Genomic DNA, 25,133 nt, shown 5'->3' with positions numbered 1-25,133 from the left:
GAACGGTTAACACATCCCTGAGAAGTTGCTGAACGTCGTAAAGTTTGCGTCGACGGGCTTTGTGTACACGTGGGGAAGACGAATGCCGCAGATCTCGCCGCTGGTTACGGGCGATCCGGGCCAGCTGGGGTCCTTCCAGCTCTCCGGACGCATCGGAGAGGGCGGTCAGGGCATCGTCTACCTGGGCGTCAACGACCGGGGGGAGCGCGCGGCGATCAAGCTGCTGCACGTGAAGTTCAGCGGCGACACCATCGCCAGATCGCGTTTCGCCCGCGAGCTGAAGGCGGCCCAGCGGGTGGCCTCGTTCTGCACCGCCCGCGTGATAGAGGCCGATCTCGACGGCGACACCCCCTACATCGCCAGCGAGTACATCGACGGGCCCGCGCTGAGAGACATCGTCGACACCGACGGGCCGCTTCGGGGAACGGTCCTGGACCGGCTGGCCATCGGCACCGCCACCGCGCTGACCGCGATCCACCACGCCTCGATCGTCCACCGCGACTTCAAGCCCGACAACGTGCTGATCGCCGCCGACGGGCCGCGTGTGGTGGACTTCGGCATCGCCAGGATCATCGACTCCACCGGCACGATCACCAGCCGGGCCATCGGCACGCCCGCCTACATGGCTCCCGAGCAGATCGCCGGCGACGAGATCGGCCCCTACACCGACGTGTTCGCGTGGGGGGCGACGATCGCGTTCGCCGCGACGGGAAAGACCGCGTTCGAGGGGAACTCGATCGCGGTGGTGCTCAACCGCATCCTGAACCACGAGGTGGACGTCGGCATGATGCCGGAGCCGCTGCGCGGGGTGGTGCGGTCCGCGCTGTCCAAGGCGCCGGACGAGCGGCCTTCGGCCGACCAGATCCTGCTGAGGCTGCTCGGGCAGCCGGAGTCGGTGGGCGCGTCCACGGCCGTGCTGACCAAGGGCGTGCAGGTGGCGAGCGACGACACCACCCCCTTCGCCCGGGTGTCGCGGACTCTCGGCGGGCGGCACACGGGAACGGACACCGCGCGACGCGACTCCACCGGAACGGGGACACCGGCGCAGACCGCCACAACGGGGACGCAGGCCCAGCCTCCCGGTACGGGGACGCACGACCAGGCTCCGGGGACGGGGACGCAGGCCCAGGCACCCGGAACGGGGGCACAGGCGTCCGTGGCGCCGGGTTCCGTGGCCGGGCCGCCGACGCGGCAGTCCGGCCTGCCCGCCCAGGCCACGCAGCCGCCGCAGCCCGCGACGCCGCCCGGCCCGGCGCAGCCGCAGCAGGCGGGGGCCGGTGCGCCGCCCGCGCGGCGGCGGCGTACCGCACTCTGGGTCGCGTTGATCGCCGCGGTCGTGCTGGCCGCGGCGGCGGCGGTCGCCGTCATGAACGACTGGCCGCCGCTGGCGTTCGGCGAGCAGCCCGACGCCACCCCGACCGGCTCCGACAGCAAGGATCCGTTGCCGAACGCCTTCGCCTCCGCGGTCGACAAGGCGGTCCAGACCGGCCGGCTCGTGATCGGCGTGAAGGGCGACCTGCCGGGCGTCGGCCTCCAGGAGGGCGACGGCTTCGCCGGGTTCGACGTCGACCTGGCCAGGCGGATCGCCGCCGAGCTCGGGGCCAAGAAGGTGGAGTTCGTCAGGGTCAGCAAGAGCGACAGACCCGAACTGCTGTCCCAAGGCACGGTGGACCTGGTCGTCGCCACGTACTCGGTGAACAACGACAAGGTCCAGTTCGCGGGGCCGTACTACTTGGCGCACCGCGACCTGCTGGTGCGCGCGGGCGACTCCATCGACTCGATCGACGACCTCGAGGGCAAGAAGATCTGCGACCCCAACAGCCCGTCCGTCGGCGACACGCAGGACAAGGTGAAGGTCGAGCTGGTGCCCGCGCAGAACTACGCCGAGTGCATGGACCTGCTCAGGAGCGGCGAGGTCGCCGCGGTTCCCGGCGACGACCTCATCCTGGCCGGGTTCGCCAGCCGTGAGAACCAGCGCTACAAGATCCTCGGCGCCAAGCTGAACGACGAGCGTTACGCCGTCGGCGTCAAGCAGGGCGACGCGAAGACCTGCAAGGCGGTCAAGGCCGTCATCGCCGACCTGTACCGCACGGGCGCGTTCAGGAAGCTCGTGACCGCGTACTTCTCCAAGGTGGAGTTCACGCCGGAGCTGAAGGTGCCCGCGATGGAACCCTGCGAATGACGAGCGGGTAACATCCGAAAGTCAATGATTCACACTGCGAGTTAGGGGAAGGCCATGGCCACGCCCGTCAAGGTGACCGTCACCGGTGCCGCCGGTCAGATCGGCTACGCACTGCTGTTCCGCATCGCGTCGGGCCAGCTGCTTGGCGCGAACGTCCCGGTCAAGCTGAGCCTGCTGGAGATCCCGCAGGCGGTGAAGGCAGCCGAGGGCACCGCCATGGAGCTCGACGACTGCGCCTTCCCGCTGCTGTCCGGCATCGAGATCACCGACGACCCGAACGTCGCCTTCGCGGGCGCCAACGTCGCGCTGCTGGTGGGCGCCATGCCGCGGAAGGCGGGTATGGAGCGCGGCGACCTGCTCGGCGCCAACGGCGGCATCTTCGGCCCGCAGGGCAAGGCGATCAACGACCACGCCGCCGACGACATCAGGGTCCTGGTCGTGGGCAACCCGGCCAACACCAACGCGCTCATCGCCCAGCAGCACGCGCCCGACGTCCCCGCCGAGCGCTTCACCGCGATGACCCGCCTCGACCACAACCGCGCGCTGTCCCAGCTCGCCGCCAAGCTCCAGGTGCCGGTCACCGAGATCAAGAACATGACCATCTGGGGCAACCACTCCGCCACGCAGTACCCCGACCTGTTCCACACCGAGGTCGGCGGCAAGGTCGCGGCCGAGCAGGTCGACGGCGAGTGGCTGCGGGAGACGTTCATCCCGACCGTCGCCAAGCGCGGCGCCGCCATCATCGAGGCCAGGGGCGCGTCGAGCGCCGCCTCCGCCGCGAACGCCGCGATCGACCACGTCTACGACTGGGTCAACGGCGCCGCCTGGACCTCGGCCGCGGTCGTGTCCGACGGGTCGTACGGGGTGCCGGAGGGGCTCATCTCGTCCTTCCCGGTGCGCGCGGTCGACGGCCGGTTCGAGATCATCCAGGGCCTGGAGATCGACGCCTTCTCCCGCGACCGGATCGACGCGTCCGTCCGCGAGCTCGTCGAGGAGCGCGACGCCGTCAGGGCGCTCGGCCTGATCTGATTCCTGTGTGACGAGGCGCGCGTCCGGTGTGACGCGCGCCTTTCGCGTACTACGCGGCTACTTGCCGGAAAGCCCGTCCCAGGCGTCCGAGACGATGTCCCTCAGCGACGTCCGCTCGGGCTTCCAGCCCAGCTCGCGCTGGATCTTCTCGGACGAGGCGACCAGCACGGCGGGGTCGCCCGCACGGCGCGGTCCGACGACGGCCGGGATCTCGTGCCCGGTGACCTCGCGGCAGACCGAGATCACCTCCTGGACGGAGAAGCCGGTGCCGTTGCCCAGGTTGTAGATCTTGTGCTCGCCCTCGGTGATCGTGTCCAGGGCCAGCAGGTGGGCGCGCGCCAGGTCCGAGACGTGGATGTAGTCGCGCACGCAGGTGCCGTCGGGCGTCGGGTAGTCGGTGCCGAACACGCTCACCGACTCGCGCTCGCCGGTGGCCACCTTCAGCACGTTCGGGATGAGGTGCGTCTCGACGGTGTGCCGCTCGCGGAATCGCCCGTAGGCCCCGGCCACGTTGAAGTAGCGCAGGCTCACCGCGCCCAGCCCGTGCAGGCCCGCGTAGGCGGTGAGAGTCGTGTCGACGGCCAGCTTGGACGCGCCGTAGGGGTTGGTCGGCCGGGTCGGGTCGCTCTCCTGGATCGGCGAGCGCTCCGGCTCCCCGTACGTGGCCGCCGTGGAGGAGAACACGATCCGGCGCACGCCCTGCTCGCGCATGGCGTGCAGCAGCGCCAACGTGCCGCCCAGGTTGTTCGCCCAGTACAGCCCCGGCTTCTCCACGGACTCACCCACCAGCGACTTGGCCGCGAAGTGCAGCACCGCGTCCACGCCGGCGAGCGCCGCGGAGGCATCGCTGATCGAGCCCTGGACGAACCGTGCCCCGTCGGGCACCGCGTCCGCGTGCCCCGTCGAGAGGTCGTCGAGGACGGTCACCTCGTGCCCCGCCTCGACCAGCTGCGCGGCGACGACACTGCCGACGTATCCGGCTCCTCCGGTGACCAGCAGCCTCATGTTTACTCCTGTTCGAATATGTTTGAGGATGTAGGGGTTGCTGTTCAGCATACGCGGGAAAGCGGCCGAGTACGCTGCGAAGCACCATGTTTGACACGCTCGTGGCCAACATCGCCTTGGTCTTGCTCTTCATCCTGGTCGGCGGCTTCTTCGCCGCCGCAGAGATGGCCATGGTCTCGCTCCGAGAGTCGCAGGTTCGCAAGCTCTCACAGCGTGGCCGCCGCGGTGAGCGCGTCGCCAAGCTCGCACGCGATCCAAACCGCTTCCTGTCCGCCGTCCAGATCGGCGTCACCGTGGCCACCATGCTGTCGGCCGCGTTCGGGGCCGACCGGCTCGGCATGCAACTCGTGCCCGTCCTCGAACGGTGGCGGGTGCCCGCCGCCGTCGCGCCCGTGCTCGCCCTTGTCCTGGTGACGCTGGCGATCTCGTACGTGTCCCTGGTGCTGGGCGAGCTGGCGCCCAAGCGGCTCGCCAGGCAGCGGGCAGAGGGGCTCTCGCTGTTCGTCGCGCCCTTCCTGGACCGGATCGCGGCCCTGTCGCGGCCGATCATCTGGACGCTGTCGAAGTCCACCGACGGCGTGGTCCGGCTGCTGGGCGGCAACCCGCAGGCCGACAGGGAGGAGGTGACCACCGAGGAGCTGCGTGAGATGGTCGTCGGGCACACCGACCTCACCACCGACGAGCGCAACCTGATCGCCGAGGTGTTCGCTGCGGGCAAACGCCAGCTCCGCGAGGTCATGCTGCCGCGGACCGAGGTGGAGTTCATGGAGGCCGACACGCCGCTGGCCGAGGCCGCCGTGCTCGCCGCGGGGCTGCCGCACTCCCGCTTCCCCGTCTACCGCGAGTCCTACGACGAGATCATCGGGTTCGTGCACGTCCGTGACCTGCTCGACCCCGTCCTGACCGGACGCATCGAGCCGATCAGCGAGCTCGTCCCGATCCGTCCGGTGAAGTTCCTGCCCGCGTCCAAGCGGGTGCTGACCACCCTGTCGGAGATGCGCGACGAGGGGCACCACCTGGCCATCGTCGTCGACGAGTACGGCGGGACCGACGGGATCGTCACCCTGGAGGACCTGGTCGAAGAGCTGATCGGCGACATCAGGGACGAGTACGACCTCGAGGACCACACGGTGATCCTCACGGCGGGCGAGATCGAGATCGACGGCCTGACGAACCTCAACGACTTCGTCGCCGAAACCGGCCTCCGGCTCCCCGACGGGCCCTACGAGACGCTGGGCGGGTTCGTCATGGCCATGCTCGGCCACGTTGCCACCCTCGGGGAGACGGTGGAGGTCTCCGGCTTCGAACTGACCGTCACCGGGCTCGACGGACGCCGCATCGCCAGGGTGAGGGTCAAACGGCGTCCGGCGATCGAGTCGCTGCCGGACCAGGATTGCTGACACAATTACCTGCTATGGCCAGACCTCGTGTTCTCTCCGGCATCCAGCCCACGGCAGACTCCTTCCACCTGGGTAACTACCTGGGTGCGGTCCGCCAGTGGGTCGCGATGCAGGAGACCCACGACGCGTTCTACTGCGTGGTCGACCTGCACGCGATCACCGTGCCGACCGACGCCGCCGCCCTGCGCCGCCGCACCCGCGTGGCCGCCGCGCAGCTCTTCGCCGCCGGGCTCGACCCCGAGCGCTCCACCGTCTTCGTCCAGTCGCACGTGCGCGAGCACACCGAACTCGCCTGGATCCTGATCTGCCAGACCGGCATGGGCGAGGCCGCCCGGATGACCCAGTTCAAGGACAAGTCGGCCAAGTACGGCGAGAGCGCCGCCAGCGTCGGCCTGTTCACCTACCCGATCCTGCAGGCGGCCGACATCCTGCTCTACCAGGCCAACGCCGTCCCGGTCGGGGCCGACCAGAAGCAGCACCTCGAACTGACCCGCGACCTGGCCCAGCGGTTCAACCACCGCTTCGGCGACACGTTCACGCTGCCCGAGCCGTACATCCTCAAGGAGGTCGAGAAGATCACCGACCTCCAGGACCCAACCTCGAAGATGTCCAAGTCGTCCTCCAGCCCCGCGGGCATCCTCGACCTCCTCGAGCAGCCGGGGCCGCTGCGTAAGAAGGTCATGCGCGCGGTCACCGACACCGGGTCCGAAGTGCTGTTCGACGAGGAGAACAAGCCCGGCATCTCCAACCTGCTGCGCATCCAGTCGGCCCTGACCGGCACCCCGATCCCGGCCCTCGTGGAGCGGTACGCGGGCCAGGGGTACGGCACGTTCAAGAAGGACGTCGCGGAGGCCGTGGCCGACGCGTTCGGCCCGATCAGGGAGCGCACGGAGAAGCTGCTGGCCGACGAGGTGGAGCTGGACCGGATGCTGGCGATCGGCGCCGAGCGCGCCCGCGCGGTGGCCACCCGCACCATGGCCGAGGTCCGCGACCGCGTCGGCTTCCTCCCCACCCACTGACCGCGGGGGCACGCACCGGCGTGCCCCCGGAGCGGGTGCCCGCCCCAGGGGTATGTCGGCGGGACGTCCGGGCGCGTCCGGACGTCCGCTACGAGAGCTTGCCGAGGCCGCGGGCGAGGATGGCGGCGGTGTCGGCGATGACCTTGTTGTCGTTGGTGGCGTCGGCGGCCGGGCGGTTGGTGTAGATCGCCATGATCAGCGGCGGAGCCGACTCGGAGGTCTGGATGACGGCGATGTCGTTCGCGGCTCCGTAGGTCGAGCCGGTGCCGGTCTTGTCGCCGATGATCCAGGTCTTGGGAAGCCCGGCGCGGATGCGCGCGTCGCCGGTCTTGGTCGCGCGAAGCCACGCGTTCAACTGCTCCCGGTCCTTGGCGTCGAGCGCGTCCCCGGACGCGACCTGCCGCAGGTCGCGGGCGATGGAGGCGGGCGTGGTGGTGTCCCGCTTCTCCTTGGGGCTCCAGATGTTGAGCTCGGTCTCCCAGCGGTCGAGGCGGGAGACCGGGTCCTTCAGCGTGCGGAAGTACCGGGTCAGTCCCGCCGGCCCGCCGATCTGCTTGAGCAGCAGGTTGCCCGCGGTGTTGTCGCTCACGGTGATGGCGGCCTCGCACAGCTGGGCGACGGTCAGCCCGTCGTCCACGTGCTCCTTGGTCACCGGCGAGTTGTCCTTCAGCTCGCCGGCCTTCCAGCGGATGACCCGCTCCATCAGCCCGGGGTCGGACGTGCGGGCCTTGTGCAGGACCGCGGCGGCCGCGAGCGCTTTGACGGTGGACGCGAGCGGGAAGCGCTCGCCGGACCGGTAGGCGACGGTCTTGCCGGTGGCCGTGTCGAGGGCGTACGCGCCGATGCGGGTCTTGGACGACGTTTCCAGCGCACGCAGCTGCTTGCGCGCGTCAGCTGCCTGCAGGTCGGCGTGGACGGCCTCCCCGTTCTGGGCCGCCGAGGCGTGGGGGAGCGCCTGGCTGTCGGCCGAGGCGGCGTTCACGCCGTACGCGGTGCCGCCGACCAGGACGGAGATCGCCAGTCCGGTCGCCTTCAGGGCCGCGGGGAAGCGGCGGGCGTCAAGGTGTCGCATTCCATGTCCTTGCTCTTGATCAGCAGATCGCTGGAGCCAATCAGACCGGACGAGACGATGTCCAATAGCGATATTGGCCGAGCAATGATATGTATTCCGATATCAATGCAGCTCCGGGCCGTCTAGGTTCTGGTCGTCTCCCGGCGTGTACGGCGTTGTCTCCGGATGAGCAGGAAAGAGGCGGCTGCCAGCCCGGACAGGCCGACTCCGGTGATGATCGCCGCAATGGGGCAGCCGCTGTCCATCGTCGCGGCCCTGGTGTCTGCCTGGTCCGCGAACGCCACCACCGAGCTGTCGCCACCCCCAAGGTGATCTTCGCTGACTCCGGCCTGGCCGGCTATCTGACGGGCGGGAGCGTCGCTGACGCCGGACTTCCGCGGGCTGCGGCTCCTGCGGCGCAGGCTGGGCAATCGGATGCGGGCGGGGTTCGTCCTCTACTGCGGGCCGGAATCCCTGAGCTTCGGCGACGGGCTCGCCTGCCTGCCCATCTCCGGGGTGTGGACGGCGAACGAAGGCTAGCGGCGGGCTCGTGTGCGCTGCGCTTTGTTAGCGGACGCGGCGTCTGCCCACCACCAGGAGGAGTTCTCGGAGGGCGTCGGCTGCCTGCCTGATGGTGGCTTCCGGGACCCCGGCCATGACCTCGTCGTGGGCCTTGCCCGCGACGTTGAGGGCGGCGGTGGCGATGCGGAGGCCCTCGGCGGTGAGCTGGACCCAGCGGCTGCGGGCGTCGCCCGGGTTGGCCGCGCGTTCGACGTACCCCGCCGCCGTGAGGCGTTGGAGGACGTTGCTCGTGCCGCCCGAGGTCAGGAAGAGGGCTTTGGACAGCTCGCTGGGCTTCATCCGGTGCGGTTCGGGAGTGCGCGCGAGGGCGGCCAGGACGTCGAACTCGGCGTAGGTGAGGCCGAGGTCGGTGATTTCGGCTTTGACGGCGGCTTCGAAGAGCGCGTTGAGGCGGGCGGTGCGCTTGCTGAGCTCGAGGCTGGCGATGAGGGACGACGACAGCCCCGAGGCCTGCCAGCGGGGGACCATGGCGTCTACCTCATCGTGCTTCATGTGTTCGAGGATACTTCCAGGTAAATTGCTTTTCCAAAAGCTTCTAGCTAAGCTTTTCGGCATGACAATTTTGATCAGAAACGGGATCGTCGTCGACACCGAGCCGCAGCCCGTGGTGGTCGGCACGGCCGACGTGCGGATCGAGGACGGGAAGATCGCCGAAGTGGGGCCGGGGCTGCCCGACGTGCCGGGAGCCGAGGTGATCGACGCGTCCGGGATGATCGTGATGCCCGGCTTCGTCGACAGCCACCGGCACACCTGGCAGGCCGGCATCCGGGCCGTCGCGCCCGACATGACCTTCCAGGGATATCTGCAGCGCATCCTGGGCGAGCTGGCGCCCGGCTACCGTCCCGAGGACGTCTACGCGGGCAACCTCGCCGGGGCCCTGGAGTGCCTCGACGCGGGCATCACCACCCTGCTCGACTGGTCGCACGTGCAGTTCACGCCCGCGCACACCGAGCAGGCCGTCCGGGCGCTGCGCGAGTCCGGCATCAGGTCGGTCTTCGGGTTCTGCCACGGCGGGGCCCCGGAGGGCCTGGTCGAGGAGGGGCGCCGGGTGCACGACACGTACTTCGGGACGCCTGGGCTGGTCAGCATGGCGGTCGCGGCCCTCGGGCCGGAGATCGTCGGCGAGGAGCACGCGCTGGACGAGTGGCGGCTCGCCCGCGACCTCGACCTGCCCGTGACCGTGCACCTGGGCGGGCAGAGCCAGGAGAGCGCCGCCCGAGGGCTCGCGTTCCTGCGCGACAACGGCCTGCTCAGCACGCCCACGACGTACGTGCACGCCAACCACTACGCCGACGACCACCTCAAGCTCATCGCCGACACCGGCGGCAGCGTGTCGGTGTCGCCGATCGACGAGATGACGCTGGGCATCGGGTACCCGGTCAGCGGCCGGGCGCGGGCCGCCGGGATCCCCACCTCGCTCAGCGTCGACACCGTGAGCTGCGCTCCGGGCGACATGTTCAGCCTGATGCGGGCCGCGTTCGCGATGGAGCGCGGGCGTCCCGGCGGTGACGGGCTCGGGTTCACCACCCGCGACGTGCTGCGCATGGCCACGATCGAGGGCGCGGAGGTGGTCGGGCTCGGCGACGTCACCGGGTCGCTGCGTCCCGGTAAGCAGGCGGACGTCGTCCTGCTCCGCACCGACACGCTCGGCATGGCCGCCGCGCAGGACCCGATCGGCGCGGTGGTGCTCAACGCGGGCACCGACGCCGTCGACACGGTCCTGGTCGCCGGACGGGTGGTCAAGCGCGACGGCAGGCTGCTGCACCACGACGTGACCGCCGTGCTGGAGTCGCTGACGGAGTCGGCCGCCAGGGTGACCGCCGCGTCCTCCTGAACCGCCGGATCCCGGGCTTTCCCCGGGATCACGGAAACGGCAGACTTGTCCGGCTTGTGGGGGGAAGATTCCTCTGATCGAGCCGGAAAGGGGGCCGTGCGGCAGCGATGGCAAGCCTGACGGAGCGGATCGAGGCCGTGAAGGCCCGGGGGCGCCGCCTCGTGGAGCACTGGCGGGTCCGCCGTCCCTCGATCGACCACCTGATCAGGACCGTCCAGCGGTACCAGGTGAACACCGGTGACCGGCTGGCGGGCGCCGTCACATACTTCGCGTTCCTGTCGTTCTTCCCGCTGGTGGCGCTGGCCTTCGCGGTGTTCGGCTACGTCCTGTCCAACAACGAGAAGGCGCTGAACGCCCTGAACGCGGCGATCGCCAAGCAGTTGCCGGGCCTCACCTCCCAGCTCGACCTCACGAGCATCGCGCAGGCCAAGCAGACCGCCGGGATCATCGGCCTGCTCGGTCTGCTCTACGCCGGGCTCGGCGCGATGGACGCGTTGCGCGGCGCGTTGCGCGAGATCTCGATGACCACGACGCCGCCGCTCAACTTCTTCCTCGGCAAGCTGCGCGACCTCGCCTCGCTCGTCCTCCTGGGGCTGACGATGCTCGCGTCGGCCCTGGTCACCGGCTTCGCCACGCAGGCGACGACGTTCCTGGTGCGCTTCCTCCACCTGGACGCCACGCCGTTCAACAAGGGCGGGCTCTTCGCCGGAGGCCTTCTGGCGAGCCTGGCGGCCGACTGGCTGATGTTCCTGATCCTGCTGGGCTGGGTGGGGCGTCCCACCCAGCCCTTCCGGGTCATCGCCCGGGGGGCGTTGCTCGGGGCGATCGGGTTCGGGCTGCTCAAGCAGCTCGCCGGGCTGCTGCTGGGCGCGACGCTGAGCAACCCGGTCTACGGCGCGTTCGCCGTCATCGTGGGCCTGCTGCTGTGGATCAACCTGTCGGCCAGGCTCGTCCTGTACGTGGCAGCCTGGACGTCCACGGCCGGGCTCAGCCCGCCCCCTGTGCCCTCGCCCATCCCGTCCAACGGCGGCTCACGCGCGTGACCTGCGCCTGCGGCGGATGCCGAAGCCCAGCCAGACCACGCCGAACAGCAGCGCTCCGCCGATCACGCCCGCGCCGATCTTGCGGGTGGTGTCGGTCTGCCTGGACGCCGTGTTCACCATCGGCGCCTTGGACGCCACTCCCGGCGCGGGCGACGCGGCGACCTGCCGCGGTGTCGGACGCACGGCCGGGATCGGGTCCACCAGCTGGCCCACGGGCGGGACATGGCCTCTGACCTGGAAGCCCCAGTCGAGCAGCTTGGCGACCTCGTCCCAGAAGTAGCCGTCGTGCCGCATGATCGTGACCATGATGGTGTGGCCGTCGCGTGTGGCGGCGCCGACGAAGCTGCCCAGGGCCTTGGACGTCCAGCCGTTCTTGACGCCGATCATGCCCTTGTAGCGCCAGAGCAGCTTGTTGTGGTTGCTGATCTCGTAGTAGCTCTTCGGCGCCGGGAACTTGGCGACCTTCGTGCTGATATATCGCCGGAAGGCGGGATTGGCCAGGCCGGCCCGCGCGATGAGCGCCAGGTCGTAGGCCGAGCTGCTCTGGCCGGGTTTGTCCAGGCCGCTGGGTGTCTTGGCCACGGTGTCGTTCGCCTGCAGGCGCTTGGCCTCGGCGTTCATGTCCCGCATGGTCTTGGGCACGCCGCCGTTCGTCTCGGCCAGCGCCATCGCCGCGTCGTTGGCCGAGGACATCATCAGCGCCCTGAACAGGTCGTCCACCTTGTAGGTGACCTTGGGCGACAGGCCGACCGCGGTGCCTTCCTGGTTGCACGCGTTCGCGCTCGGCCTGACCTTGAGGTTCTTGTCGAGTTTGGGGATGAGCGTGAGCGCCGTCAGCGTCTTGAGCGTGCTGGCCGGCAGGTAGCGCCCGTGGGCGTCCTTGGCCGCGAGCACCTGCCCGGTCTCGACGTCCGCGATCACGAAAGAGGTGGCCTGTGTCTTCGGCGGCGCCTCGACGCCGTCGGGCTTCACCAGGCCGCGGCTGCCCAACGCGTCGCCCCCGATAGGTGCGGTGGTCGAGGCGTGCGCGGGTGCGGTGAGCGTGACCGCCGCGAGGAGTGCCGTGACAGGCACCGGTTTCATCCACATGGCGGTCTCAGCGTAGCTTTGTGTCAATGCCCATGTGGCGACACATCCCCTGAAGATCCACCTTGGACACTAGAGAGATGGCAATGTCACGAAAGATCGCTGGATTCCTCGTTGCCCTCGGCGCGTTCATGGTCTTCGAGTGGGTGATGTTGGCATTCAACCTGGCAGACGGTCATCCGACGGCCTTCTACGTGGTGCACGGAGTTCTGATCGCGGTCAATCTGGTGCTCGCCGTCGTGCTGGCCGTCATCGGCTGGAAGGGGTTCCGCAGAGCGCCCGGCGGGTGATCCGGTGGAGCTCGTCGGCCTCCTCACGGGAGTCGCCGATCGTGGTGAAACCGAGCTTGCCGTGCTCGGGGATCGCGCCGAGCAGGTGGAAGACGTTGCCGGTGCGGCGGCCGTGGTCGAAGCCGAGCCCGAGCCTCTCGACCGTCCGCACGACCTCGCCGGGGGAGCGGCCGCGCAGGCAGCGGGCGGCGCAGTTGTCGGTCGCGGTGTAGTACTTGGGCTGCTCGCCCACCATGAGCAGGCCGGTGCCGTGGTCGTAGGTGGCGCCGGTGGTCAGCAGCGCCGCGCCGAACGGGTGGGTGGTGCCGCCGATCCGCAGATTGATCTCGCAGAGCAGGGCGGCGTAGCCGGCGTCGGTCTTCATCGCGAAGAAGTCCATGCCGAACAGCCCCACCACGCCGCGCTCGGCCAGGACGCGGGCGATCCCGGAGGCGGACTCCTGCACCTCGGCCCGGTACCGCGACGCGGCGGGGAACGAGCACCCCTGGTAGACGTCCTTGTTGGCGCCGCCGAGCACCTGGTCGTGGGTGGCCAGGACGTCGTGGTCGCCGCCGGGCGTGATGCGGGCCAGCGCGCTCGGGAAGTAGAGCGGCTGGTGCTCGATGAACTCCTCGGCCACGGCCCCCCGCTCGACGATCTTGGCGGTGAAGGTCTCCCAGGTCTCGCCCTCCGCGGAGAAGCTCGTCCGGGACCGGTCGCTCTTCGTGACGATCGCGTTGCCCAGTCCGGAGTAGCCGTCGTTGAGCTTGACGATCACCCGTTCGCCCGGCAGCGCCTCCATCGCGTCCTCGATCTCGGCGGCCGAGCGCAGGTCGCCGAAGCCGCGGGCCATCGGCACGCCCGCTTCCAGGCCGACCTCGCGCGAGCCGCTCTTGGAGCCGTAGTAGGCCAGCGACGTGGCCGGGCCGTAGAGCGGGATGCCGAGCAGAGCCGCGAGTTCCTCCTCCAGCTCGCTCAGGACGAACGGGACCAGCCAGGCGTCGCCGTCGACGGCCTGGCGAAGGCGCTCGATCGCGTCGGGACGCGAGAGCAGGGTCCTGGTCAGCGGCTGTGAGACGGGGTCGTCGAGGCTGATGAGCCGGAGCCGGTCCGCGGCCCCGGACGGGTCGGGGAGGAAGCTCAGGTAGTACGCGACGATGTCCGGATCGACGGGCGCGGAGGAGAGGTAGACCACCTTGACGCGGGGATCGCGGAGCGTGAACAGGAGGAACAGCAGACGCTCCTCGTAGCATCTTGCCCCCGTGATGCGGCGGAGCTCGTCCTGCGGCAGGGAGAGCGAGGGCACGACCACCAGGGTCCCCTCGCCCGGCTCGAAGATGCTCAATCTCGCATGCTTCTCCCCGAACGGGATATTAGTGATCATATAGCGAGTGAAACACGCATTCTTCGCAGAAACAGCCATCGTCGTAGTGTGATGGCCATGACGGAAGGTGACAGGATTCGGAATCGCCGACCACGTTTGGAAGTGGCGACAACGGGTCACCATCTAATGATCCCTTGTGACTATTTCGGGGTCAGGTAGACGCTCACTTACCGTAACGACCTGAGGTTACGGTCATGCCGTCAGTGAACTTTTGGGGTAGTTGTCGGCGGGAACCGTCACGGGAGCGATAAAGTCGATGCATCGCCATCGGGCTCACGGCCACCCTCGCCGCGGTCTCCCGTTCTGACGATCACTGGCACCGAAACCCACGGGTGCAGCCTTTGATTGCCCGGGTGACTGCCCTGACCGGACAGCTACCGCAGTGCGAAACATGGATGTAAGACAGCGCAGACTGAGCCGGGCGACGTTGGGCCGAGGGGTCGCACGGCACGTGACGGGATGGTGACTGATGCGGGGCCGTGAGCTGCGGGGGGAACTCGACGCGTTCCTGGCGGAGAACGAGCAGAATCTGGTGGCGTTCCGTCGCGACCTGCACATGCACCCAGAGCTGGCCTTCGCCGAGTACCGCACGACCCAGCGCATCGCCGAGCGGCTCATCGCCGCCGGCCTCACGCCTTCCGTGCTCCCGCGCGGCACCGGGCTGGTGTGCGACGTGGGCAGCGGCGACGGCCCGACCGTGGCGCTGCGCGCAGACATCGACGCGCTGCCCCTGCAGGACGAGAAGGACGTTTCATACCGTTCGACCGTCACGGGCGTCTGCCACGCGTGCGGCCACGACGTGCACACCACCGTCCTGCTCGGCACCTCGCTCTTCCTCGCCCAGCAGGCCGCCGCGGGGCTGCTTCCCGGGCGCGTCCGGCTCATCTTCCAGCCCGCGGAAGAGCTGCCCGGCGGCGCGCTCGAGGTCATGGCGCACGGCGGCATCAGCGGCGTCGACCGCATCTTCGGCCTGCACTGCGACCCGCGCGTCGACGTCGGCCAGATCGGTCTCAAGTCCGGCCCGATCACCTCGGCCTGCGACAAGCTGGTCGTCCGCGTCTCCGGCCCCGGCGGCCACACGGCCAGGCCGCACCTGACCGCCGACCTCGTCTTCGCCCTCGCCAAGGTCCTCACCGAGCTGCCCGCCGCGCTCTCCCGCCGGGTCGACCCGCGCTCCTCGCTCAGCCTGGTCTGGGGCAAGGTCGAGGCGGGCTCGGCCGCCAACGCCATCCCCGACGACGGCGTGGCCGAGGGCACCGTCCGCTGCCTGGACGAGAACGCCTGGCACGCCGCCCCCGACCTGATCAAGGCGCTGCTCGAGTCGGTCGCCGGCGCCTACGGCATCGAGGCGACCATGGACTACACCCGCGGGGTGCCGCCGGTCGTCAACGACGAGGTGAGCGTGGAGATGCTGGCCGCGTCGGCCGAGCGCGCCCTGGGGGCGTCCGCCGTGGTGCCGACGCAGCAGTCCCTCGGCGGCGAGGACTTCGCCTGGTACCTGGAGTCGATCCCGGGAGCCTTCGCCCGGCTGGGCACGCGGTCGCCCGGCGGCGTCACCTACGACATCCACCAGGGCACCTTCGACGTCGACGAGGGCGCGATCGGGATGGGCGTGCGGATGATGGCCGCGACCGCCCTCACCGCGCTCTGGGAGGCCGGCCGCGTCGTCGATCCCCTCACCACGCTGGCCTGAGTGCTGGCCTGAGCGTCAGGTGACCCTGCCCGCGACCACCGGCAGGGTCAGCGACGAGCGGCCGGGCGAGAGCTCGACCCTGGTGCCCGGCGGGTAGCGCAGCGTGTAGTCGCGGTCCGTCGAGATGATCACCAGGCCGATCCGGTGTCCCTGCTTGAACAGGTAGTCCTTGGGCTGGAAGTCCCAGGTGAAGGTGTACTCCTTGCCGGGGCGCAGCGGTTGCGTGCGGTCCATGCCGGCGCGGTTGCGGACGTCCAGCCAGCCCCTGGAGACGATCTTGTACGGCGTGGTGGCGGTTCCCAGCCTGCGCAGCGCCGTGCAGCCCGTGTCGCCGGGGACCCCCTGGCCGTAGCAGAGCGTTTCGCCGGTCGGCACCAGCGACCCGTCAGGGCGGACGTCCTCGCCGTAGTCCACCAGCAGGGCCGTGAGGTACGGCGAGGAGCCGCCGCTGAAGGAGGCCCTGACCGAGACCTCGGGGGTGCCCGAGATCCGGACGTCCGCCGGCAGCTCGGACGTCAGGTAGGCCAGGCGGTTGGGATCGGGCGCGGGGGCCGACTCGACCAGCTGCTCGGCCGTGCGGTCCTTCTGGTCGACGAACGACTCGCGGCCCGGCCACGGGCGGGTGAGCGGGCCCAGCTCGGAGTTCTGGCCGAGCCGGAGCCTGACAGGGGTGGCGCCGGGAAGCGGCCACGAGGCGTACCGGCCCCAGTCGCCGGGGCCGATCTCCACGTCCGCCTGCGGTTCGCGCATGATGCCGCTGTCGATCCCGTACAGCCAGTAGTCGAACCAGCCGTGCAGCTGACGGAGCCACTCGACCGTCCTGAGGTTGAAGGGGCTCATGTGGGTGCCCTGGTGCAGCCAGATCTTGCGCGGGATGTGCCGCTTGGCCAGGGCCTCCCACCACTGGGCGAACTGCTTGGTCTTGACGTTCCAGTCGTTGAGCCCGTGCACCAGGAAGACGCTGGCCCTGACCTTGCCGACGTCGTTGAGGTAGTTGCGGACGTCCCAGAAGCGGCTGTAGTCGCCGGTGATCCGGTCCTGCGCCGCCGTCAGGTGCTCCATCACGGGGCCGCAGACCCGCTGCCCGTCGGCCCGGGTGAGGACGTACTTGGCCAGCACGTCCGTGTCCTCGCCCTGGAAGCCGCCGGGCGCGACGACGCCGCCGTTGGCCCGGTAGTAGTCGTACCAGGACGAGATCGCGGCGATCGGGACGATCGTCTCCAGCCCCTTGACCCCGGTCGAGGCGACCGCGTTGGGCAGGGTCCCGTTGTAGGAGACGCCGATCATGCCGACCTTGCCGGTCGACCAGGACGCCGACACCGGCTCGCCGGCGGTGAAGGCCCTGGCCCGGCCGTTCAGCCAGTCGATCGCGGCCTTCGGGCCGGCCGTCTCGTTGCGGTCGCCGGTCGTCGGGCAGCCCGTGGCACGCCCGCTGCCCAGGTTCTCCACCAGCGCGATCGCGTAGCCGCGCGGCAGGAAGTAGTTGTCGTAGTAGCCGTCGAACGGCTCGGCGGCGAGCTTGTTCGCCCGCGCCCACAGCGAGGGCAGCGGGTTGCCGTCGTCGTCCACGTCCACCACGTGGTTGGGGACGTCGTTGCCGCCCGCGTAGTACGGGCTGGCCTCCATGATCACGGGAACCTTCAGACCCTGGTCGGTCTCCTTGGGACGCAGGATGTCCACGGCCACCCGGTCGGGGCTGCCGTCGCTGTCGCTGTCGGTGCCGGCGACCTCCACGAACACGGTCTGCTTGATGGCGTCGGCGCGGGAGAAGACCGGTTGGGTGGCGTTCCCCTCGACCTTGATCGCCGGTGGGGTCTCCGGTGGGCCGGCCGTGGCGGGCGCGGCGCCCATCGCCAGGACGAGCACCGCGGCCAGCGGCACCGCCAGAACCTTCCGAGCACGCATCAGGGCTCCCGTGGCAGACGGACTTCCATCTATGATCGAAAATCTCCGTCAAGATCGGCCGCACGGCAAGCCCTTGACCCGCGTCAAGTTACGGTAAAAATGAGAGGGCCCGGCCGGGGGGTGCCATTCTGTCCGCAGGTCACAGACGCGACTGATGTCGATAACGGACCGGTTGCGACCTTGTGTGCCGGTTTGGTCTGCCCTGGTCAAGCAACTATCTTCCGTGCAGGTGCCGTACGTTTCTTCGCGCCCGCGATGAAGTTCGGCGGCGGGGAAATGGAAGGGAGTCGCCTTGCTCAGCAAGCGATTCGGCAGGATGGCGATCGGCTCTGTCGCCGGCGTCATGCTCATGGCGGCCGCGGCCTGTGGTGGCAGCAGCGGGGGCGACAGCACGGCTGGCGCCCAGCCCACATCGGGAGCGAGCAGCGAGGCGTCCAAGGCGGGCGCGCTGAAGGTCGGTCTCGCGTTCGACGTCGGCGGGCGCGGTGACAAGTCGTTCAACGACGCCGCCTACGTCGGCCTGGAGAAGGCCAAGACCGAGCTGGGCGCGGACATCAAGGACCTGAGCCCCGCCGCTGACGGCTCCAACCGCGGCGAACTCCTGCGCCAGCTCGCCGACGCCGGCTACAACCCGATCATCGGCGTCGGCTTCGCCTACGGCGACGACATCAAGAAGACGGCCCTGGAGTACCCCGAGATCCAGTTCGCGGTCGTCGACTCCGCCTCCAACGCGCCGAACGTCACCGGCCTGCAGTTCGCCGAGGAGCAGGGCTCCTACCTGGCGGGCGTCGCCGCGGCGACCAAGGCCAAGAGCGGTCACGTCGGCTTCGTCGGCGGCGTCGAGAACGACCTGATCAAGAAGTTCGAGGCGGGCTTCGTGGCCGGCGTGAAGTCGGTCAAGAAGGACGCCAAGATCGACATCAAGTACCTCACCCCCGACGGCGACTTCAGCGGCTTCAAGGCCCCCGACAAGGGCAAGGTCGCGGCCGAGAAGATGTTCCAGGACGGCGCGGAGATCGTCTACCACGCCGCCGGCGACTCCGGCCTCGGCGTGTTCCAGGCGGCGGCCGCGGCCAAGAAGAAGGCCATCGGCGTCGACTCCGACCAGCGTCAGACGGTCAAGGAGACCGACCTGCAGCCCGTCATCATGACCTCGATGCTCAAGCGCGTGGACGTCGGCGTGTTCGAGTTCATCAAGGCCTTCCAGGGCGGCGCGAAGGGCGGCAGCAACACCGTCTACGACCTCAAGGTCGACGGTGTCGGCCTGGCCACCACCGGTGGCGAGATCGACGACCTCAAGGACAAGCTCGACGCGGTCAAGAAGGACATCGTCGACGGCAAAATCACGGTTCCGTCCAAGCCGTAACCTGGGTAGGAACGTCAAGCGAGGGCCCGGGGGGCCTAATCCCCGGGCCTTCGGTCTATCCACCCGGCTCAAGGAGACCGCATGAGCTCGGAAACCCTCGCCGCGGTGCAACCCGCCGTCGAGCTGGAGGGCATCACCAAACGCTTCCCCGGCGTGGTGGCCAACCACGACATCCGCATCACCGTCGAACCCGGCACGGTGCACGCGATCGTGGGAGAGAACGGCGCGGGCAAGTCCACCCTGATGAAGATCCTCTACGGCATGCAGAAGCCGGACGAGGGCACGATCAGGATCAACGGCGAAGAAGTCAGCTTCCGCACGCCCAGCGACGCGATCGGCGCGGGCATCGGCATGGTCCACCAGCACTTCATGCTGGCCGACAACTTCACCGTGCTGGAGAACATCGTCCTCGGCGCAGAGCCGAAGCGGGCCGGCACCCTCGACACCGCCCAGGCCCGCGCCCGCATCGCCCAGCTCGCGGCCGGTCACGGCCTGAGCGTCGATCCCGACCGGCTGGTCGAGGACCTCGGCGTCGGCGACAGGCAGCGGGTCGAGATCCTCAAGGTGCTCTACCGCGGCGCGCGCATCCTGATCCTCGACGAGCCCACCGCGGTGCTCGTGCCGCAGGAGGTCGACGAGCTCTTCGACAACCTGCGCGAGCTCAAGGCCGACGGCCTGACCGTCATCTTCATCTCGCACAAGCTCGACGAGGTGCTCAGCATCGCCGACGCGATCACCGTGATCCGCCGCGGCACCACCGTCGCCAGCGTCGACCCGACCGAGGTCACCGCCCGCCAGCTCGCCGAGCTGATGGTCGGCAGCGAGCTGCCCACCCCGGAGACCCGCGAGTCCACGGTCACCGAGACGGTCGCGTTGCGGGTGTCCGGCCTCACCATGGAGGCCGACGGGTACCGTCCCGTCCCCAAGGGCACGTCCATGCAGGTCTACGTCGACAAGCTGCGCGAGGACGGCAGGCGGCTGCTGCTCGACGGCGTCTCGTTCAACATCCACAAGGGCGAGATCCTCGGCATCGCCGGAGTCGAGGGCAACGGGCAGTCGGAGCTGATCGAGGCGATCATGGGCATGCGTCCCGCCCACGGCGAGATCACGCTCGGCGAGGCCGACATCAGCTCCTGGTCCACCTTGAAACGCCGCGAGTCGGGCATCGGTTACATCCCGGAGGACCGGCACCGGCAGGGGCTGCTGCTGGAAGCGTCCCTGTGGGAGAACCGGGTGCTCGGCCACCAGACCAGACGGCCCGCCCGCAGCGGCATCTGGGTCAACAGGCGGGCGTCCAGAGCCGACACCGAGCGCATCGTCAAGGAGTACGACGTGCGCACGCCCAGCGTCGACACGCTGGCCCTGGCCCTGTCGGGCGGCAACCAGCAGAAGCTGATCGTGGGCCGCGAGATGAGCGGCGAGCCGAAGTTCCTCATCGCCGCGCACCCCACCCGCGGCGTGGACGTCGGCGCCCAGGCGGCCATCTGGGACCACCTGCGTAACGCCAGGGCCGCCGGGCTGGCCGTGCTGCTGATCTCGGCGGACCTCGACGAGCTGATCGGCCTGTCCGACACGCTGCACGTGATCTACCGCGGGCGGCTCGTCGCCCGGCTCGACCCGTCCGCCGTGACGCCCGAGCGGCTGGGCGGCTACATGACCGGCGCCATCACCGGCACTGAGGAGACGTGATGCCCGCAGGGCTCTATCGGGCGCTGCTGACCGTCGCAGGCGCCGTGGCCGCGATCGTGCTGGCCATCCTGATCTCCAGCGTGGCGATCATCGCCGCGGGGGCCAGCCCCGAGGCCGCGTTCGCCGCCTTCTTCGACTTCGGCGAAACTCCCCGTTCGGTCGTCAACGGCATCACGACCATGCTGAACAGGGCCGTGCCGCTGTACATCGCGGGCCTGGCGGTGGCGGTCGGGTTCCGGATGAACCTCTTCAACATCGGCGTCGAGGGCCAGTACCGGATCGCGGCCATCTGCGCGGCCTACGTCGGCGCGCAGTTCACGGCGCCCGCGCCGATCCAGATCCTGGTGATCATCGTGGTCGCGATGGCCGTCGGCGGCCTCTACGCGTTGATCCCCGCGGTGATGAAGGTCGGCAGGGGGGTGAACGAGGTCATCTCCACGATCATGCTGAACTACATCGCGATCAACCTGGCGGCCTTCCTCGTGCGCGGGCCGTTCACCGGTGAGCGCGCCTCCGGCACGCTCACGACCAACACGCCGGTGCTGCCGCAGTCGGCCTGGTTCCCCAACCTCAACTGGATCTTCGAGATGTTCGGGCTGCCCGCGCCGCGCGGCGGCGGGCTCTGGGGCTTCCTGCTCGTGGCGGTCGTCCTCGGCCTGCTGCTCTGGCTGGTGCTCGAGCGCACCCGGTTCGGCTTCGACGTCAAGGCCAGCGGGCTGAACGCGTCCGCGGCGCTGGCGTCGGGCGTCAACCCGAAGAAGATGGTCATCTCCGCGATGGTGCTGTCCGGCGCGATCGCCGGGCTGATCGGGCTGCCGGAGATCCTCGGAGACAAGCACTCCTTCGGCTCCAACTTCACCCCCGGCCTGGGCTTCCTCGGCATCGCGGTCGCGCTGCTCGGCCGTAACAGGCCGGCCGGCATCGCGGTCGCCGCGCTGCTGTTCGGCTTCCTCGACCGCGCCCAGGGGCCGCTGCAGTTCGCCAGCGTGCCCCCGTCGGTCATCATGATCATGCAGGGGACGATCGTCCTGCTGGTGGTCGTCGCCAATGAGATCACGAGCAGGGTCGCGCTGCGGCGCGAGGAACGGCGGGCCGCGCAGCAGCTCGGCAGGAACACTCCCGTTGAGGTGGCGGCATGAGCGTCGTAGCGACTACCCGGGTCAGCAAGTACCACCTGGGCCTCATCGGCGCCGCCGTGCTCATCCTGCTGATGTCGCTGGTGCGGATCGTGTCCGGGCAGGACGACATCACCTCCTCCGGCACCTTCGCCGCGGCGCTGCTGCTCGCCGTGCCGATCGGGCTGGCCGGGCTCGGCGGGCTCTGGGCGGAGCGGGCCGGCGTGGTCAACATCGGCCTCGAAGGCATGATGGTGCTCGGCACCTGGTTCGCCGGATGGGCCGGATACCAGTGGGGCTGGGCGGCGGCGCTGCTCGCCGGGTTGGTCGCCGGGGCGCTCGGCGGGCTGATCCACGCGGTGGCGACCGTTACCTTCGGCGTCGACCACATCATCAGCGGCGTCGCCATCAACCTGCTCGGGCCGGGCGTCACGCGCTTCCTGTCGGAGGTCCTCTACAAGGAGGGCACGGGCGCGGCCAAGGCCGGGGCCGGCATCACCACCTCGCCCGCGCTGTCGTCCCAGGCGCCCGAGGTCAGCCTGCCTCTGCTGTCCTCAGGGCCCGACTGGCTCGGCAGCCTGGAGAACACGCACTGGTTCCTGCTCTCCGACCTGGCGGGCATCCTGCGCGGGCTCACGCACGAGGTCAACGCGCTGGTGATCCTGGCCGTGCTGTTGCTGCCGCTGACGTTCTTCGTGCTCTGGCACACGGCCTTCGGCCTGCGGCTGCGCTCGGCGGGCGAGAACCCGTGGGCGGCCGAGTCGCTCGGTGTGAACGTCTACCTGATCAAGTACCTGGCCGTCGTCATCTCCGGCGCGTTCGCCGGGCTCGGCGGCGTGTTCCTGGTCTTCGTCACCACCAAGTACGTCGAGGGTCAGACGGCCGGGCGCGGCTTCATCGGCCTGGCCGCGATGATCTTCGGTAACTGGCGGCCCGGCGGGCTGGCCGCGGGCGCGGCGCTGTTCGGCTACGCCGACGGCCTGCAACTGCGCAGCTCCGGCGCCGTCACCTCGTTCTTCCTGTTCGGCGCGGCGCTGCTCGTGCTCTACGTCGGCGCCCGGCTCCGTGGCATGCTGGCGTCCAACCAGCCTGCCGAGATCGTGGCCAGGGGAGCCCGGGAGTACACGCTGCTCGCCGGGGCGGCGGTGGGAGCCGTCCTGCTCGTCTGGCTCTGGATGACCGTCGACAAGCTGCCGAACGAGTTCGTCTTCATCACGCCGCACGTGCTGACGCTGTTGGTGCTCCTGGTCGCCTCGCAGCGCCTGCGGATGCCCAAGGCCGACGGCGTGCGCTACCGCCGGGGGGAACAGCATTGAGCAGCCACAAAGTCAACTGGGACGCGCTCAGGGCCGAGGCCGACGAGGCCATGCACCACGCGTACGCGCCGTACTCGAAGTTCCCCGTCGGGGCGGCGGCGCTGGTCGACGACGGCCGGATCGTCACCGGCTGCAACGTCGAGAACGCCTCCTACGGCATCGGCCTGTGCGCCGAGTGCGGGCTGGTCTCCGCGCTGCAGGCGTCGGGCGGTGGCAGGCTGGTGGCCTTCACCTGCGTCGACGGGCACGGCGAGCTGCTGATGCCGTGCGGGCGATGCCGCCAGCTCCTGTTCGAGTTCGGCGGTAACGACCTGTTGGTGGAGACCGTCGACGGGCCGAAGCGGATGGCCGAGATCCTGCCGTACGCGTTCGGCCCCCACGACCTGTCCAGGATGGCGTGATGGACGCGATCGAGGTCATCGTCGCCAAGCGCGACGGTGGTGAGCTGACGGCCGCCCAGATCGACTGGGTCATCGACGCCTACACCCGCGGTGACGTGGCTGACGAGCAGATGTCCTCGCTGGCCATGGCGATCCTGCTGAACGGGATGAACCGGCGCGAGATCGCCGGCTGGACCCAGGCCATGATCCGCTCGGGCGAGCGCATGGACTGGTCCGTCCTGGACCGTCCCACCGCCGACAAGCACTCCACCGGCGGCGTCGGCGACAAGATCACGCTGCCGCTCGCGCCGCTGGTGGCGGCGTGCGGCGCCTACGTCCCGCAGCTGTCGGGGCGCGGGCTCGGGCACACCGGCGGCACGCTCGACAAGCTCGAGTCGATCCCCGGCTGGCGGGCCTCGCTGTCCAACGCCGAGATGCTGGACGTGCTGCGCTCGGCGGGCGCGGTCATCTGCGCGGCCGGCTCCGGCCTGGCCCCCGCCGACAAGAAGCTGTACGCGCTGCGCGACGTGACGGGCACGGTCGAGTCGATCCCGCTGATCGCGTCCTCGATCATGTCCAAGAAGATCGCCGAGGGCACGGGCTCGCTGGTGCTGGACGTCAAGGTCGGCTCCGGCGCGTTCATGAAGACCCCGGAACTGGCCCGCGAACTGGCCGAGACCATGGTCGCGCTGGGCACCGACGCGGGCGTCCGCACGGTCGCGCTGCTCACCGCGATGGACCGGCCGCTCGGCCGGGCCGTGGGCAACGCGCTGGAGGTCGAGGAGTCGGTCGAGGTCCTGGCGGGCGGCGGGCCGTCCGACGTGGTGGAGCTGACGGTGCGGCTGGCGAGGGAGATGCTCGACGCCGCCGGCATCGCGGGCAAGGACCCCGAGCAGGCCCTGAAGGACGGCTCGGCGATGGACCACTGGCGCCGCATGATCACCGCCCAGGGCGGCGACCCCGACGCCCTGCTGCCCAGGGCCGCCGAGACGATGACCGTCGAAGCCCCCTCATCGGGCGTGCTGACCAGCCTCGACGCCTACGCGGTCGGCCTCGCCGCCTGGCGGCTCGGGGCGGGCAGGGCCCGCAAGGAGGACCCGGTGTCTTTCGGCGCGGGCATCACCCTGCACGCCAAGCCGGGCGACCTCGTCCGCGAGGGGCAGCCGCTCATGACCCTGCACGCGGACGAGACGGCCCGCTTCGACCGCGCTCTGGAGGCGCTGGCGGGCGGCTACCTGGTCGGCCCCGCGAGCCAGGACCTCCTGCCCCTGGTCATCGAGCGCGTCACCGCCTGACGCCGGCCGGTACGCTCGCCGGTCCTCCTGCACGCGATCGCCCGCCTCCCGGCGTTCGGCGGGAGGTCAGGCGATGGGCACGGGGGAGGCGGAGAAGATCTCGGCCAGCACGGCGCGCTGCGTCGGCAGTGCCTCCGCGTGCCTGGCGCGGCCCTCGTCGGTGATGCAGACGAACACGCCGCGCCGGTCGGAGTCGCAGACGCCGCGCGAGACCAGCGCGGCCTTCTCCAGGCGCGCCACCACGCGGGAGAGCGCGCTCTGGCTCAGGTGGACCTCGTCGCAGAGCTCCTGGACGCGCAGCTTCCTGTCGTGGTGGACGATGCGGTCGAGCACCTCGAACTCGCTGGGCCCGAGGCCATGTCTGTCGCCGAGCTCGCGCTCCAGCGCACACATCGCCTTGGCGTGCTTGGCCAGGACGTAATGCCAGGTCTCGACCACGAACTCATCGTCCATGTCGCGGAGGTTACCATCCCGATAAATCTCATGCAAC

Annotated in this window: 21 protein-coding genes; 14 read left to right on the top strand and 7 right to left on the bottom strand. The window is 69.8% G+C overall.

The genetic code is table 11. The annotated features are described in order from the left end of the window. The first annotated feature begins 82 nt into the window (after nt 1–82). Together ABT294_RS05500 and ABT294_RS05495 are read left to right on the top strand one after the other, a co-directional pair. Nucleotides 83–2,182 carry a serine/threonine-protein kinase gene (locus ABT294_RS05500; protein WP_350803750.1) on the top strand — a complete coding sequence of 700 codons (2,100 nt, stop codon included), beginning with the start codon at nt 83–85 and terminating at the stop codon, nt 2,180–2,182. Nucleotides 2,183–2,236: 54 nt separating this feature from the next. Then, nucleotides 2,237–3,211 (top strand): malate dehydrogenase, encoded by a 975-nt coding sequence (locus ABT294_RS05495; protein WP_350803749.1) that lies wholly within the window; start codon nt 2,237–2,239, stop codon nt 3,209–3,211. 57 nt (nt 3,212–3,268) lie between these two features. On the opposite strand, the gene galE is transcribed toward ABT294_RS05495, so the two are convergent. Next, complete coding sequence (gene galE / locus ABT294_RS05490; protein WP_350803748.1) at nt 3,269–4,216, bottom strand: UDP-glucose 4-epimerase GalE; 948 nt, start codon at nt 4,214–4,216, stop codon at nt 3,269–3,271. Nucleotides 4,217–4,302: 86 nt separating this feature from the next. Between galE and ABT294_RS05485 the strand changes: the two genes are divergently transcribed. Then, nucleotides 4,303–5,616, top strand: coding sequence for a hemolysin family protein (locus ABT294_RS05485; protein WP_350803747.1), 1,314 nt, complete (start codon nt 4,303–4,305; stop codon nt 5,614–5,616). A gap of 14 nt (nt 5,617–5,630) precedes the next feature. After that, entirely contained in the window at nt 5,631–6,635 is a 1,005-nt protein-coding gene (trpS, locus tag ABT294_RS05480; protein ID WP_350803745.1) for a tryptophan--tRNA ligase, read from the top strand. Nucleotides 6,636–6,723: 88 nt separating this feature from the next. Here the strand turns inward: trpS and bla are convergent, their stop codons facing one another. Then, on the bottom strand, nt 6,724–7,707 hold the full coding sequence (bla, locus tag ABT294_RS05475) for a class A beta-lactamase (protein WP_350803744.1): 984 nt from the start codon (nt 7,705–7,707) through the stop codon (nt 6,724–6,726). 546 nt (nt 7,708–8,253) lie between these two features. Then, complete coding sequence (locus ABT294_RS05470) at nt 8,254–8,760, bottom strand: MarR family winged helix-turn-helix transcriptional regulator (protein ID WP_350803743.1); 507 nt, start codon at nt 8,758–8,760, stop codon at nt 8,254–8,256. A 61-nt stretch (nt 8,761–8,821) separates the two neighbouring features. Here ABT294_RS05470 and ABT294_RS05465 point away from each other — a divergent pair, with 61 nt between their 5' ends. Further along, nucleotides 8,822–10,102, top strand: a complete 1,281-nt coding sequence (locus ABT294_RS05465; protein WP_350803742.1) for an amidohydrolase family protein — start codon at nt 8,822–8,824, stop codon at nt 10,100–10,102. Nucleotides 10,103–10,209: 107 nt separating this feature from the next. Next, nucleotides 10,210–11,145, top strand: a complete 936-nt coding sequence (locus tag ABT294_RS05460) for a YihY/virulence factor BrkB family protein (protein WP_350803741.1) — start codon at nt 10,210–10,212, stop codon at nt 11,143–11,145. Here ABT294_RS05460 and ABT294_RS05455 read toward each other — a convergent pair. Then, the gene (locus tag ABT294_RS05455) at nt 11,134–12,228 is read right to left on the bottom strand and encodes a D-alanyl-D-alanine carboxypeptidase family protein (protein ID WP_350803969.1); all 1,095 of its coding nucleotides are present in this window, start codon (nt 12,226–12,228) and stop codon (nt 11,134–11,136) included. The genes ABT294_RS05460 and ABT294_RS05455 overlap by 12 nt on opposite strands. An 83-nt stretch (nt 12,229–12,311) precedes the next feature. On the opposite strand from ABT294_RS05455, the gene ABT294_RS05450 reads away from it, so the two are divergent. After that, on the top strand, nt 12,312–12,521 hold the full coding sequence (locus tag ABT294_RS05450; RefSeq protein WP_350803740.1) for an SCO4848 family membrane protein: 210 nt from the start codon (nt 12,312–12,314) through the stop codon (nt 12,519–12,521). Here the strand turns inward: ABT294_RS05450 and ABT294_RS05445 are convergent. After that, nucleotides 12,481–13,845 carry a peptide ligase PGM1-related protein gene (locus ABT294_RS05445; protein WP_350803739.1) on the bottom strand — a complete coding sequence of 455 codons (1,365 nt, stop codon included), beginning with the start codon at nt 13,843–13,845 and terminating at the stop codon, nt 12,481–12,483. The two genes, ABT294_RS05450 and ABT294_RS05445, sit on opposite strands and share 41 nt — an antisense overlap. Before the next feature lie 508 nt (nt 13,846–14,353). Here ABT294_RS05445 and ABT294_RS05440 point away from each other — a divergent pair. Next, nucleotides 14,354–15,577 (top strand): M20 family metallopeptidase, encoded by a 1,224-nt coding sequence (locus tag ABT294_RS05440; protein ID WP_350803738.1) that lies wholly within the window; start codon nt 14,354–14,356, stop codon nt 15,575–15,577. Between the two features lie 15 nt (nt 15,578–15,592). On the opposite strand, the gene ABT294_RS05435 is transcribed toward ABT294_RS05440, so the two are convergent. Beyond that, nucleotides 15,593–17,482, bottom strand: a complete 1,890-nt coding sequence (locus ABT294_RS05435; protein ID WP_350803737.1) for a Xaa-Pro dipeptidyl-peptidase — start codon at nt 17,480–17,482, stop codon at nt 15,593–15,595. A 292-nt stretch (nt 17,483–17,774) separates the two neighbouring features. Here ABT294_RS05435 and ABT294_RS05430 point away from each other — a divergent pair, with 292 nt between their 5' ends. The 6 genes from ABT294_RS05430 (at nt 17,775) to ABT294_RS05405 (ending at nt 24,643) form a co-directional block, all read left to right on the top strand. Continuing rightward, on the top strand, nt 17,775–18,848 hold the full coding sequence (locus tag ABT294_RS05430) for a BMP family lipoprotein (protein WP_350803736.1): 1,074 nt from the start codon (nt 17,775–17,777) through the stop codon (nt 18,846–18,848). An 81-nt stretch (nt 18,849–18,929) separates the two neighbouring features. After that, nucleotides 18,930–20,537 carry an ABC transporter ATP-binding protein gene (locus ABT294_RS05425; RefSeq protein ID WP_350803735.1) on the top strand — a complete coding sequence of 536 codons (1,608 nt, stop codon included), beginning with the start codon at nt 18,930–18,932 and terminating at the stop codon, nt 20,535–20,537. Then, nucleotides 20,537–21,676, top strand: a complete 1,140-nt coding sequence (locus ABT294_RS05420; protein WP_350803733.1) for an ABC transporter permease — start codon at nt 20,537–20,539, stop codon at nt 21,674–21,676. Before ABT294_RS05425 ends, ABT294_RS05420 begins: the two co-directional genes overlap by 1 nt. Further along, complete coding sequence (locus ABT294_RS05415) at nt 21,673–22,968, top strand: ABC transporter permease (protein WP_350803731.1); 1,296 nt, start codon at nt 21,673–21,675, stop codon at nt 22,966–22,968. The genes ABT294_RS05420 and ABT294_RS05415 overlap by 4 nt, the downstream gene beginning before the upstream one ends. Next, a complete protein-coding gene (locus tag ABT294_RS05410; protein WP_350803729.1) occupies nt 22,965–23,369 on the top strand; it encodes a cytidine deaminase in 405 nt (134 codons plus the stop codon). The genes ABT294_RS05415 and ABT294_RS05410 overlap by 4 nt, the downstream gene beginning before the upstream one ends. Further along, on the top strand, nt 23,369–24,643 hold the full coding sequence (locus ABT294_RS05405; RefSeq protein WP_350803728.1) for a thymidine phosphorylase: 1,275 nt from the start codon (nt 23,369–23,371) through the stop codon (nt 24,641–24,643). The genes ABT294_RS05410 and ABT294_RS05405 overlap by 1 nt, the downstream gene beginning before the upstream one ends. Nucleotides 24,644–24,709: 66 nt before the next feature. Here the strand turns inward: ABT294_RS05405 and ABT294_RS05400 are convergent, their stop codons facing one another. Next, nucleotides 24,710–25,096, bottom strand: a complete 387-nt coding sequence (locus tag ABT294_RS05400) for a MarR family winged helix-turn-helix transcriptional regulator (protein WP_350803726.1) — start codon at nt 25,094–25,096, stop codon at nt 24,710–24,712. Nucleotides 25,097–25,133 lie beyond the last annotated feature (37 nt).

It is taken from the genome of Nonomuraea sp. NPDC000554, from assembly GCF_040300065.1.
GTDB lineage: Bacteria > Actinomycetota > Actinomycetes > Streptosporangiales > Streptosporangiaceae > Nonomuraea.
Note: the sequence above shows the minus strand (reverse complement) of the source record. Positions and strands in the feature narration are given on the sequence as shown.

Coding starts and splice junctions, on each gene's coding strand:
- ABT294_RS05455 (WP_350803969.1), bottom strand. CDS start 12,228: ATGAAACCGGTGCCTGTCACGGCACTCCTCGCGGCGGTCACGCTCACC.
- galE (WP_350803748.1), bottom strand. CDS start 4,216: ATGAGGCTGCTGGTCACCGGAGGAGCCGGATACGTCGGCAGTGTCGTC.
- ABT294_RS05485 (WP_350803747.1), top strand. CDS start 4,303: ATGTTTGACACGCTCGTGGCCAACATCGCCTTGGTCTTGCTCTTCATC.
- ABT294_RS05450 (WP_350803740.1), top strand. CDS start 12,312: ATGGCAATGTCACGAAAGATCGCTGGATTCCTCGTTGCCCTCGGCGCG.
- trpS (WP_350803745.1), top strand. CDS start 5,631: ATGGCCAGACCTCGTGTTCTCTCCGGCATCCAGCCCACGGCAGACTCC.
- ABT294_RS05460 (WP_350803741.1), top strand. CDS start 10,210: ATGGCAAGCCTGACGGAGCGGATCGAGGCCGTGAAGGCCCGGGGGCGC.
- ABT294_RS05425 (WP_350803735.1), top strand. CDS start 18,930: ATGAGCTCGGAAACCCTCGCCGCGGTGCAACCCGCCGTCGAGCTGGAG.
- ABT294_RS05415 (WP_350803731.1), top strand. CDS start 21,673: ATGAGCGTCGTAGCGACTACCCGGGTCAGCAAGTACCACCTGGGCCTC.
- ABT294_RS05440 (WP_350803738.1), top strand. CDS start 14,354: ATGCGGGGCCGTGAGCTGCGGGGGGAACTCGACGCGTTCCTGGCGGAG.
- ABT294_RS05405 (WP_350803728.1), top strand. CDS start 23,369: ATGGACGCGATCGAGGTCATCGTCGCCAAGCGCGACGGTGGTGAGCTG.
- ABT294_RS05470 (WP_350803743.1), bottom strand. CDS start 8,760: ATGAAGCACGATGAGGTAGACGCCATGGTCCCCCGCTGGCAGGCCTCG.
- ABT294_RS05465 (WP_350803742.1), top strand. CDS start 8,822: ATGACAATTTTGATCAGAAACGGGATCGTCGTCGACACCGAGCCGCAG.
- ABT294_RS05400 (WP_350803726.1), bottom strand. CDS start 25,096: ATGGACGATGAGTTCGTGGTCGAGACCTGGCATTACGTCCTGGCCAAG.
- ABT294_RS05495 (WP_350803749.1), top strand. CDS start 2,237: ATGGCCACGCCCGTCAAGGTGACCGTCACCGGTGCCGCCGGTCAGATC.
- ABT294_RS05500 (WP_350803750.1), top strand. CDS start 83: ATGCCGCAGATCTCGCCGCTGGTTACGGGCGATCCGGGCCAGCTGGGG.
- bla (WP_350803744.1), bottom strand. CDS start 7,707: ATGCGACACCTTGACGCCCGCCGCTTCCCCGCGGCCCTGAAGGCGACC.
- ABT294_RS05435 (WP_350803737.1), bottom strand. CDS start 17,482: ATGCGTGCTCGGAAGGTTCTGGCGGTGCCGCTGGCCGCGGTGCTCGTC.
- ABT294_RS05420 (WP_350803733.1), top strand. CDS start 20,537: ATGCCCGCAGGGCTCTATCGGGCGCTGCTGACCGTCGCAGGCGCCGTG.